8 protein-coding genes are annotated in these 11817 nt (G+C 63.0%); 5 read left to right on the top strand and 3 right to left on the bottom strand.

All coding sequences use genetic code 11. The annotated features are described in order from the left end of the window. Positions 1 to 217: 217 nt before the first annotated feature. Together VGM71_RS13980 and VGM71_RS13985 are read right to left on the bottom strand one after the other, a co-directional pair. On the bottom strand, positions 218 to 2071 hold the full coding sequence (locus tag VGM71_RS13980) for a type IV secretory system conjugative DNA transfer family protein (protein ID WP_331546173.1): 1854 nt from the start codon (positions 2069 to 2071) through the stop codon (positions 218 to 220). Positions 2072 to 2236: 165 nt separating this feature from the next. Next, positions 2237 to 2959 carry an HD domain-containing protein gene (locus tag VGM71_RS13985; RefSeq protein WP_331546175.1) on the bottom strand — a complete coding sequence of 241 codons (723 nt, stop codon included), beginning with the start codon at positions 2957 to 2959 and terminating at the stop codon, positions 2237 to 2239. Between the two features lie 172 nt (positions 2960 to 3131). On the opposite strand from VGM71_RS13985, the gene VGM71_RS13990 reads away from it, so the two are divergent. From VGM71_RS13990 to VGM71_RS17690, 5 genes are all read left to right on the top strand, one after another. Beyond that, the gene (locus tag VGM71_RS13990) at positions 3132 to 3518 is read left to right on the top strand and encodes a hypothetical protein (RefSeq protein ID WP_331546177.1); all 387 of its coding nucleotides are present in this window, start codon (positions 3132 to 3134) and stop codon (positions 3516 to 3518) included. Between the two features lie 66 nt (positions 3519 to 3584). Beyond that, complete coding sequence (locus VGM71_RS13995; protein ID WP_331546179.1) at positions 3585 to 4844, top strand: TolC family protein; 1260 nt, start codon at positions 3585 to 3587, stop codon at positions 4842 to 4844. Next, positions 4841 to 6085 carry an efflux RND transporter periplasmic adaptor subunit gene (locus VGM71_RS14000; protein ID WP_331546181.1) on the top strand — a complete coding sequence of 415 codons (1245 nt, stop codon included), beginning with the start codon at positions 4841 to 4843 and terminating at the stop codon, positions 6083 to 6085. Before VGM71_RS13995 ends, VGM71_RS14000 begins: the two co-directional genes overlap by 4 nt. Then, positions 6082 to 9234 carry a CusA/CzcA family heavy metal efflux RND transporter gene (locus VGM71_RS14005; protein ID WP_331546183.1) on the top strand — a complete coding sequence of 1051 codons (3153 nt, stop codon included), beginning with the start codon at positions 6082 to 6084 and terminating at the stop codon, positions 9232 to 9234. The genes VGM71_RS14000 and VGM71_RS14005 overlap by 4 nt, the downstream gene beginning before the upstream one ends. Positions 9235 to 9464: 230 nt before the next feature. Then, positions 9465 to 9563: a lecithin retinol acyltransferase family protein gene (locus VGM71_RS17690; protein WP_414675139.1), complete on the top strand. Its 99-nt coding sequence runs from the start codon at positions 9465 to 9467 to the stop codon at positions 9561 to 9563. 348 nt (positions 9564 to 9911) lie between these two features. Here VGM71_RS17690 and VGM71_RS14010 read toward each other — a convergent pair whose 3' ends face one another. Next, positions 9912 to 11666, bottom strand: coding sequence for a peptidase domain-containing ABC transporter (locus VGM71_RS14010; protein ID WP_331546195.1), 1755 nt, complete (start codon positions 11664 to 11666; stop codon positions 9912 to 9914). Positions 11667 to 11817 lie beyond the last annotated feature (151 nt).

Below are 11817 nucleotides of genomic sequence, written 5' to 3' on the forward strand. Positions count from 1 at the left end.
GCCTATGAGCATGATCGGCCGAGGTCGCGTGGAATCGGGCAGGCCCAAGATCACTCCGAACTCGCTCGTTGATAGTCGCCACGTCCCGAAGCAGCTGTAGGTCATACAACGGATCGGGCTGGGTCATCTTGTGGACGGACGTCAGTGACGATGGACGTGCACCTTCCCCGCCCCAGTCTTCATCCCTCATAGGCGTCACTCGATCGCTCAAGTCGCCTCACGCCATCCTAACTACTTGCCCCAATGCCTCCGCAACTCGCTCCTCCTGAAGATGGGCCACACGGTTATCGACAGGCTCCATGGGTTCTAGCGACGTCTCCCGGACCACGACCTTCGCCCGAACAAGCACCACCGGCGCCACAGCAGCCCGCCTCTTAAACTCCTTATCCTTAAAGAACCAATTCTTCTGCGCCCGAATCGGCTTGCACCCCTCATAGAAGATCAACTCATCGTCAGCAGGCAAATCCTTGATCTCCTGCGGCAACAACAGCGCCCGGCGTTCCTCGACAAAACTGGTCGACACCTGCCTCCCACCGCCGCCATGGCTGGAACTGTGCTGCCGCTTCCGCACGGTCTTGTAACCCAGCATCTCGCTGTACTCGTTGGCATCACTCTGCTCGCGCGGCGCGAACACGATCTGCGCGCCATGGTTGGTGATGAAGTTCTGCGCGTCGTTGTCGCCGTAGGCAGCCCTTAGCTGTGATCGGCTCTGGATGATGCAAAGATCGCGCACGCCGTAGCTGGCCGAGATGGAGATGCGCTTGGCCCAGACGTCCACCCGACCCATGGCGGTGAACTCGTCCATGAGCATCAGCATCTGGTGCTTCAGTTCGGGCTCTTCGCCCAGCTGCTTGTCCAGATTGTTGCCGATCACCGTACTGAAGAAGATGTTCAGCAGTTTGCTGCTCTCGTCCAGCTTGTTGGTCGGGATGACGACGTAGAGCGTCGTCGGCGTCTTGCGGAAGCTGCGGACGTCGAAGTCGGTCGCGTTGGTCGCGGCGGCCAGGATCGGGTTCAGGAACTGCTGCAGCGGCGCCTGCATGGCGGCGATGACCGACGAGAACGTGTCCTCGGCCAAACCGACAAGATTCTTGAACACCGTATGCGTCTGCGGGCTGACGAAGTCGAAGTTGGCCCCTTGAAGGATGGTCGTCAGCATCTCCTTCGTGGTCTGCCCGTCCGTACCGCTGGAGAAGCTCAGGATGCGTTCGAACGAGGGGAACTCGGGGTCGGTGTTTGCGTCGGCATCCGCAGCGCCGGCGGACATCCCGCCTGGCTGTGGCCTCCGCTTCCAGTCCCAGCGTTCGAACAGGAACGAGGTGAACGCCGTGAATGCCGCGCGGCTCTGCGAAATCCAGAACGGGTCCGCGCCCGGCTGGTCCGGATACAGGATGGCGGCCATGGTCTGGATCTCACCGATCCGCAGGCCGTGATCCATGTCCGCCAGCAGCGTCATCGGGTTGAACCGGTGCGTCTTCCCCTCGGCGTCGTAGGGCGCCCAAACCCGAATGACCTGGCCCTGGGCGGCGCGCCACCCGCTGGTGTGCTTGTACAGCTCACCCTTTATATCCAACACCACCATCGATTCCAGGTAGGACAGCAGCACCGGAATGGCGAGGCTCGTCGTCTTGCCCGAGCGCGTGGGACTGATCGTGATGACGTGCTGCGCGCCGCTGAGCCAGATGAGTCGGCCCTTGTACTTGCCGATGAGGATGCCCTGCGGCGTCTGCTTCAGCAGGCCCGCCTTATTCAGGTCAGCAAGCGTGGCGAAGCGAGCGTCGCCGTGCGTGGATGACGCGGTCGATCTACCCATGAACAGCCCGCCCACCACGGCGCACCACGCAAGGCACGGCGCGGCGCAACCGAGGGTGAGCGCCAGCTTGATGCGCCACACATACGGCGCGTAGGCAGGCTGATCGATCGCCTGCACGTAGCGCCACGCCGTATCCCACTGCACCGGATAGCCGTCGACACCGAGGAACTGGTAACAAAGATAGCCAGAGCCGTAGGCCGCCGCGGCGACGGCGGCGGGCGTTGCAACGGCGGCAACAGCCGCCTTCCATGGACGCATGCAAGAACACTCCTTCCGAGATCGTCAGGAATGCTCTTCAAAGTAGTCGTCGATGGCAATAAGTCGTTGCCGTCAGGCGCTGTAGGCCGTGCTATGCGGGATCTTCTGCAAACATCCGACAGGCCAGCGTCTCACCGCAGTCGTACGATGATTCTGAACGTCGGGCTATTTCCCTGCGTCCCACCGCGACTTCAACATCAAACGACTGAAGTCCCTACGCACAAACCCAGGATCCTCATAAGCCATGATATCGGCCAGCCCCGTCCCTTGAGTCGTCTCAGGCCGATGCTTGAGACTGTCGTAAGCCGCCTGCATGAAAGCGTCCGCAAACCCCGGCGGATGCGGATGTGCCGCCTCGACCGCGCTGCGCTCGGCGGCAGTGAAGTCGTCGTAGCCGGCGCCTATCAGGTCCATGTTGGCACCCTCGGCAAGAAGCGTGGCGATGGGAAACAGGTGCGGCGAAATGCCGTTGGTCGTATGCAGGGCTATCGCGAACCAGATGTTCTGGCTCTCCGCATCCGACACGCCGTGCTTCCGCAGAAAGTCGCGTGCGGCGTTCGCACCGTCCACTTCGAAGCGCGAGTGGCTTGTACCGTAGCCGGACGTCAGGCCGAAATCGTGAAACATGGAAGCGACGTAAAGGAGCTCCGGGTCGAAGCTCAGCCCCTTGCGCTTTCCCGCCAACGCGGCCCAGTAATAAACGCGCACAGAGTGCTGGAACAGAAGATCGCCCTCGGCATCGCGAACGAGCTTGGTGACATCGCGCGCCATTTTGCTGTCGGGTAGTCGCATGCCGGACACCTCATTGCTGACGTTTGAGAACGTTCGGGCGGCTGCCGGCGCGGGCGTTGGGGTCTGGGCATCCCCTGCCGGGATAGGCGCGGCCATCGCGAACGCGAAGACCGCGGAAGCCGAAGCAATGAGCGTACGGATCGTCATGGCCGTTCTCCGTATTTCACGCTGAATGTAGGCGCATCCCCGCCTTGAAAGCTTGTAAATAAAAGCTTGGCGCGGAAGGGCTTAGACGATTCTTAATGCGGTGGGCTAGAATACGCGAGTCATGCGTCCCCGCTTCCGCCTTAGCCGTCGCCGTCGAACCCTGTGTATCGGGTTGGTGATGTTTTGCCTGCTGTTCCAGCAGTTGGCCATGGCCGCCTACGTGTGCGCCATGCCCAGTCCCTGCGCGGACGTGTCCATGCAGGCAGCGGCGAACCACGGCAGCGATGTGCATACCGGCGATCCGCGCTGCGCGGAACATTGCGCCGACCACACCTCGGCCACGCCCGACGCGCGGTTGCCGACGGTGCCCCCGTTGCTCCTGCCGGCCGACTGGCCCGCTCTGACCGACACGCTGGTGGATCGACCAGACCTGGCTGCTCTGCCGGACACGACGCTGCTTCGCCCCGATCCACCGCCCTCGCTGCGGTACTGCACACTCCTGATCTAGCCCCGATCGCTCGCCCTTCGTCGGCCGTGAACGCACGGCCGTGTGCGTTTGCGATCGGAGATCATCATGCATCGGTTCACGCGGCGGCTTGCTGCCGCCCTCATTCTTGCCCTGGCGCCTGCGTTGGCGGTCGCCGCGTCGCCACCTGCGCTCACTCTCCAGGCAGCCACCGACCAGGCTGTCACGCAGGCGCCACTCCTCGAGGCCCGGCGTGCGCAAGCCGAGTCCGCCCGACAGGAGGCGGCACGCGCCGGCGCCCTGCCCGATCCGCAGCTCACCTTCGGTATCGATAACCTCGCCACGCAAGGACCGGGAGCCTTCACCGCCGGCGGCGACAGCATGACCATGCGCACCGTCGGCATCAGCCAGGCGCTGCCCTCGCGCAGCAAGCGCCAGGCCGAACGGGCGATGGGCCAGGCCCGTGCCGTCGTTGCCGGCTCCGATGAAGTGGCGACGACCGTGTCCATTCGCCAGACCGCTGCCGATGCCTGGGTCAGCACGTGGGGAGCACAGCAGGAAATCGCGATGCTCCGCGCCTTGCGCACCGCTTGGAACCAGGATGTGGAAGCGGCTACTGCGCGGCTGCGAGGCGGATCCGGGAGTGCGGCGGACGTGCTGGCGGCACGCATGGAAGCGCTGGACCTGGACAACCGTCTCGATGAAGCGACCGCGCAGGAAGCACAGGCGCGCGCGAGCCTTGCCCGATGGGTCGGAACACCGGCGGGCGCACCGCTGGCGGAGCCGCCCGACTTCACCGTGCTCCCGTTCGACGAGCCGGCCCTGCTTGCTCGCGTGGATGCGCAAGGCGCGCTCCTGGCCTGGCCCGCGCGTGAAGATGCCGCGGCGGCGGCATTGACGGCTGCGCAGGCGGACAAACGGCCGGCCTGGAACCTGGGTGTGAGCTACGGTTCGCGCGTTCGTGGCTTGTCCGACATGGTCTCGTTGCAGGTGGGCGTCAGCCTGCCCTTGTTTACAAAGAACCGGCAGGACCGTGGCATCGCCGCGCGTGCCGCGGATCTGGATGCGGTGCGCGCCGAGCACGCCGACGCTCGCCGCGCACAGATCGAAGCGATCCAGCGCGCGTGGTCGCAGTGGGTGGCGTGGGGCGAGCAAGTGCGTCGCCATCGCGATGTGCTGCTGCCGCTGGCCCGTGATCGCGTCGCCCTCGCACTGGCTTCCTACCGCGGCGGCGGCGATATCGCTCCCTTGCTCAGTGCTCGCCGCGACGAGCTTTCCCACCATGCCGACTACGCGCGCATGCAAGCCGGATACGGCCGCGCGTGGGCTGCGCTTGCTTACCTGATTCCCACCGGAGCCGACCGATGAACCGCCCTGTACGTTTCGCACTCGGTGCGCTGGTCATCGCGACGATCGCCATCGCGTCATTCTTCGCGGGCCGCCACGACACCAGGCCACCCGGCTCCCATGCGGCACCGACCGCCGCCGAGACACCCGCGAAGCCCATCCTCTACTGGTACGACCCGATGGTCCCCAACCAGCACTTCGATCATCCGGGACTGTCGCCCATGGGCATGCAAATGGTGCCCAGGATGAAACAGGATGCACCGAAGGGCAGCGTGCACATCGATGCCTCGACGATGCAGAACCTGGGGATGCGAACGACTCTTGTCGAGCAGCGGGTCATGGCGACAGCCGTGGATGTGACCGGCAACGTGACGTGGGACGTACGCCAGTCGGCAACGGTCAGTGCGCGCGTGGATGGCATCGTGGAGCATCTGGATGTGCGCGCTCCGTACACCATGGTGAGCAAGGGCGCGCCATTGCTTGCGTTGCTTGCGCCGCAATGGCGTAGCGCGCTTGCGGAGGCGGAGGCACTTCGCCATACGCAGTCCGCCGATGCGCAAGCACTGCGCGACGCGTCGCAGGCACGCCTGCGCGTGCTTGGCCTGTCGCCAGCGGATGGCATGGCCTCGCGCAGCGATGGCGCGGCCATCCGCCTGCGTGCACCCGTGGCCGGCGTGGTCATCACGGTGGACGTTCGCGAAGGCCAGCGTGTCAGCGCGGGGCAGACCTTGATGACGATCAACGGACTGACCTCGGTATGGGTCGAAGCGGCGGTGCCGCAAGGCCAGGCGGCGTCGATTCGTGCGGGTACCCCGGTGACGGTGCGTGTCGATGCGTTGCCGGGTCGTGTGTTCGCGGGGAAGGTCGAGACGCTGCTGCCGGACATCGATACCGCCAGCCGTACGCAGCGCGCACGAATCGTGCTTGCCAACGCCGATGGCGCGCTTGCGCCGGGCATGTTTGCGCATGTCGCCCTGGCGCCTGCATCAGGCGACGCGGTTGCCGTCGTTCCCGATGAAGCTGTCATCGCGGAGGGCGACGACACGCGCGTCATCGTGGCCGAGGGGGAGGGCCGCTTTCGTGCAGTTGCTGTCACGACCGGTCGCAGCGCCGGAGGGCTGACGGAAGTTCGCAACGGACTGACGGTTGGCCAGCGCGTTGTCGTCTCCGGCCAGTTCCTGATCGATTCGGAAGCTAACCTGTCCGGCGCCCTGGAACGGCTCAATGCAACCAGTCACCCGTCGATGGAGCATCACCCATGATCGCCCGTGTGATTCGTGCGGCGATCGCCCATCGCGGTTGGGTGCTGCTGGCCGCTCTCGTGCTTGCCGTCGCGGGTGCGTTCTCGGTGGCGCGCACGCCGATCGACGCGCTACCCGATCTGTCCGATACCCAGGTGATCATTCGCACGGGTTGGGCCGGCCAGTCGCCGCAGGTCGTGGAAGACCAGGTGACTTATCCGCTGGTCACCACCATGCTATCGGTACCTGGAGCGAGGAGCGTGCGCGGCTATTCGTTCTTCGGCGATTCCTATGTCACCGTGCTGTTCGACGAACAGACCGACCTGTACTGGGCACGTTCGCGTGTACTGGAGTACTTGAGCCAGGTACGCGATCGTCTGCCGTCCGGCGTCTCGCCCGCACTGGGCCCCGACGCGACAGGGCTCGGTTGGATCTACGAATACGCGCTGGTGGATCGCACCGGCCAGCACGACCTGGGCCAGTTGCGCAGTCTCCAGGACTGGTTCCTGCGCTACCAGCTGAAAACCGTGCCAGACGTGGCCGAAGTGGCCAGCGTCGGCGGCATGGAGCGTGCCTGGCAGATCGTGCCCGACCCGGAAGCCCTTGCCGCACGAGGGATTACCGTCGAACGCCTCGTCGATGCAGTGCGCGACGCCAATGGCGCTAACGGCGGCTCGGTGATCGAACAAGGCGAAGCCGAGTTCATGGTCCGCAGCGAAGGCTACCTGCGTACTTCCAAGGACTTCGCCACGGTGCCGGTCACGACATCCGCTGATGGCACACCCGTGCTTTTGCGCGACGTTGCCACCGTGCGACGTGGCCCGACGTTCCGTCGTGGCATTGCCGAACTCGATGGCCAGGGGGAGGTCGCCGGCGGTGTGATCGTGTTGCGCTCGGGCAAGAATGCGAGGGCCGCGATCGCGGCGGTGAAGGACAAGCTACAGGCTCTCCAGCGCAGTTTGCCCGCCGGGGTGAAGATCGTACCGACCTACGACCGTGCGCAGCTGATCGACGCCGCGGTGGACAATCTCACCGGCAAGCTCTTCGAGGAATTTCTCGTCGTCGCGCTCGTGTGCGTCTTGTTCCTCGGCCATCTGCGTTCCGCATTGGTTGCCGTCATCACCTTGCCGTTGGGCGTGCTCGCCGCCTTCATCGTGATGCACCTTCAGGGCGTATCGGCCAATCTCATGTCGCTGGGCGGTATTGCCATCGCCATTGGCGCGATGGTCGACGCCGCCGTGGTGATGATCGAGAACGTGCATAAACACCTGGAACACTGGCGCGAACGACACGACGGTGCGGAACCCGGTGGAAACGAACGCTGGACGCTGATCGCCGAGGCATCGGCCGAAGTGGGACCGGCGTTGTTCGCCAGCCTGCTGATCATCGCGCTGTCCTTCGTGCCGGTGTTTGCGCTGGAGGCGCAGGAAGGCCGGCTGTTCAAGCCATTGGCGTTCACCAAGACCTATGCGATGGCCGCAGCCGCCAGCCTTGCCGTAACGCTGGTGCCGGTGCTGATGGGTTATCTGGTGCGCGGGCGCATCCGCGCCGAACGCGAGAACCCCCTCAACCGTGCACTCATCGCCGTGTATCGCCCGATCCTCGATGCCGTGCTGCGTTTTCCGAAAACGACGCTCGCCCTGGCTGCGTTACTCCTGTTGAGCGCCCTCTTCCCGTGGAGCCGGCTGGGCAGCGAGTTCATGCCGCCGATGGACGAAGGCACGCTGCTGTACATGCCCACGGCGCTGCCGGGCTTGTCCGCCGGCAAGGCCGCTCAGCTGTTGCAGCTGACCGACCGCATGATCAAGACCGTGCCCGAAGTGGACCACGTCTTCGGCAAGGCCGGCCGCGCCGACACCGCCACCGATCCCGCGCCGCTGGAGATGTTCGAGACCACCATCACCTTCAAGCCCGCGAACCAGTGGCGACCGGGCATGACGATGGCAAAGCTCAGGACGGAACTGGACAAGGCCGTGCACGTGCCGGGGCTGACCAACCTCTTCGTGCCACCGATCCGCAACCGCATCGACATGCTGGCCACGGGCATCAAGAGTCCTATCGGAATCAAGGTGCTGGGCAGCGATCCGGCGCGCCTGCAACAGGTCGCCGACCGCATCGAGGCCGTCGCGCGCACCGTGCCCGGCGTGGCCTCGGCCGTGGCCGAGCGCACCGCGAGCGGGCGCTATGTCGATGTACGCGTGCGACGCGACGACGCGGCACGCTACGGCCTGACGCAGGCCCAGGTGCAGGCCGCGATCGCCACGGTGGTCGGCGGCGCACCCATCGGGCAGACCGTCGAGGGGCGCGAGCGGTATCCCATCGTCGTGCGCTACCCACGCGTCGACCGCGATTCGCTCGCGGCGTTGCGACAACTACCGCTGGTTGCCACGGGAGGGGCGTTGGTCACGCTTGCGCAGGTCGCCGACATCACCGTGGCTGCCGGTCCGCCCATGCTCAAGAGCGAAAACGGATCGCTGGCAACCTACGTGTATATCGACACCGCGGGCCGCGATCTCGGCGCCGTGGTGGCCGACCTGCAACGCACCGTCGGTGCGCAGGTCGCGCTGCCGGCGGGCACCACGCTCGCCTGGTCGGGGCAGTTCGAATACCTCGCCCGCGCGATGGATCGACTGACCTGGGTCGTGCCCACGGCACTAGCCATCATTTTCGCGCTGATCTATGCGGTGTTCCGAAGGGTTGGCGAGGCCGTCGTCATCATGGCCAGCGTTCCGCTCGCCCTGGTCGGCGGGCTGTGGCTTATCTGGATGATGGGGCACGCCGTGTCTGTGGCGACCATCATCGGATTTATCGCGCTGGGCGGCGTTGCCGCGGAATTTGGCGTGGTGATGATGCTGTACCTGCGCCATGCCTGGGATCGCACGCTGGCGGCGCATCCCGACGCTGGGGAGGCGGAGTTGGACGAGGCGATTCGCGAGGGTGCGGTGCAGCGTGTGCGGCCCAAGGCCATGACGGTGGCTGTCATTCTTGCTGGCCTGCTGCCTATCTTGCTGGGGCACGGTGCCGGGTCGGAGGTGATGCAGCGCATTGCGGCACCGATGGTCGGTGGGATGCTGACTGCGCCGTTGTTGTCTATGGTGGTGTTGCCTGCTGCGTTTCGGCTGTTGGCGTGTCGTCAGCGGTGTAAGGCGCGCGCTACTCGGCAGTCGTAGCAATCCGGGCTAAGAAGCCGGGAGGCCTTTCAGGGAAGCTTGGCGACTCCACCTTGAAGGCGGCGGCATTCACAGAAGTCGTACGACGCCGCCATGGAGCGCCTTGTCATACATAGCTTTCTTCGCGCCTTAACCCGAGACAACCTGACGACACATCAACAGGGGGGCGTGTGGAAACGATCGTCATCGACGGCGCGGATGTGGACTCCGCGGATCAGATCGGGCTTGGTGTGCATCTTGTATCGCGAAGATTGACCTATACCCACCACGGCATTTACGTGGACAAGAGGCGCGTGGTGCATTACGAGGGCAGGTGCAATGGCCAATAATACACTTCTGGCCGCCAATCCTGCGCTTAGCGAAGACGAACGCGCGAGTCGCAAGCGTTGGACGCGCCGCGCGCGATGCAGGCGCGGTTGCCGGTACTGCTGGAACATTGGCGTCGTCAGTGCCTTGGGTACTGCGGGCTTGAGCGCGGCCGGTATAAGCTCCGGCCTGGCGACAATCGGCGCCGCGGTCGGGGGCATGGCCAGTGGCGTAGTCATCGCGACGGCTGCACCCGTCGCTGCGGCTATCGGCTACGGTGCCTACAGGCTGGTTCAGTGGCTTCGGGAATGATGATGTCGGCCAAGCGGTTAGTCATAACCCTGGCTTTGACGTTTCGACTAATGCGTGGCCTAGTAAGCAGCGAACACAAGGGGCGTAACCAAAGCTGGCGCTCGCACTTGCTCGTGTTCATGCAGTTGCCCTCCTCTTAGTTCAACAATTCGGTCCGCAGAGGCTATCGTATCGGGTCGATGGGCAACGATCAGCCTCGTGATATTGAGTTCGCGAATAGCAGAACTGATCAGAGCCTCATTCCCTACATCAAGATGGCTCGTCGCTTCATCAAGTATCAGCAACTTCGGGCGCCGATATAGCGCCCTCGCCAAGATCACGCGTTGTTTCTGACCGCCAGAGAGTGACGATCCCATATCTCCGACAAGCGTCATGTATCCCATAGGAAGCTCCATGATGTCGTCGTGAATGCGGGCAGCGATTGCACAGGACCGAACGAATGATAAATCCGGCTCCGAATCGAAACAATGTATGTTTTCCTCGATCGTTCCCCCGAAAAGAGTGTCATCTTGCATGACAGCCGCGATCACCCCTGAATTAGTCAGCGACCGAAGAACATATCCCGAGCGCCCTCCCACGCTTACGTCACCTCGCACAGGTTCGAGAAGCCCGAGAAGCAACTTAACCAGCGTTGTTTTGCCTGACCCGGAACCGCCAATCAGCGCCACGCACTCGCCTTCAAGGATTGTCAAACTGACGTTACTGAGAAGGGTGGGCTCCCCATGCGCATAACGGAACGTAACTCCCGAAATCCTCACTCCGTCCGCCATTCCAAGCTCGGTGGCGACACTCTCATCCGTCACTGCAACGTCGCATTCTGTTTCCGAAATATCCGCCAAGCGATCAAAATGTAGCCTCAGCATGGCTAGCTCTAAGATCTTATCGAATATTGCATTTACCCTCACCGAGAATGTCGACCTATAGGACGAGAAAGCCATCATGGCGCCGAGGGTCCATGCACCCGAAATCACAGCATTAGCGCTGCAACAGAGGACCACCACGCCTTCCATTCCAGCTATCAGGGCGCAAACTTGGCCAGCATTAGTCCTGAGGCGCATCGACCTATATAAGGAATTGTACTGAGCGACAAGCAGATTGTGCCATGCCAAGCTGCGATCCCGCTGCCTGCCGAACATTTGAATGACGCGTGCACCACGTATTGATTCAATGAAATGACTATGTACCCTCGCCGATCGCTCTATTTGATCTGACGAAACTTCCCTAAGATGGGGTAGCGTTATCAATCGAAGCAAAATTATCGTCGACAGCGATAGCAAAGAAACAAGAGCGATTGACGGGTTGTAAATAAGTAAAACGCTTAGCGATACCACTGCAACCAAGCCATCGACGACAAACGTTCCCACAGCAGACAGGAGCGTCTGGTGAATGGCTTCCATGGAAGTGAAGCGCGACGAGATGTCACCTACGCTTCTACTTTCAAAGAAGCTGGTCGGCAGAGACATCAAATGTCTAAAGAATCCTGACTTCCTCTTTAAAGAAGCATCGCAACCAAAGTGGATGGCAATAAGGCTCCGAAGGTAAGACACGGAGTGTTGAATGAGAAGCACAAGGGTAAATGCCGTGCCCATTGTAACAACGAGCTCGGTGCTGTTGGACGTAGTGGCTTCGTCTACCAACCACTGGCTAAGTAATGGAGACAGCAGTGACAGCGCCTCGAGAACAACCGTAAGCGCCAGGAGGCTTACGAGAGTCGACCATGTCCGTTCAAAGGCGCCCAGCAAGCTCAGCCTCGAACGACGAGGCTCTCGCCTTATACGAACAGGCCTAACTACGGGCCATAACTCTAACGCCACCCCGGTAAAGCTAGGCGGTTTCAAGGTCCACGCGCAACACAGTCAGTGCATCGTAGCCGGATCGGCCTCGCTTAGTTGGCGGAGCTCGGTGTAGACCTGCAACGGCGTGCGAAACCCATGCCGCTGCCGCGGGCGGGTGTTGAGACTCAAG

Origin of the sequence: Luteibacter sp., assembly GCF_036499525.1 — a bacterium.
Classification (GTDB): Bacteria; Pseudomonadota; Gammaproteobacteria; order Xanthomonadales; family Rhodanobacteraceae; genus Luteibacter.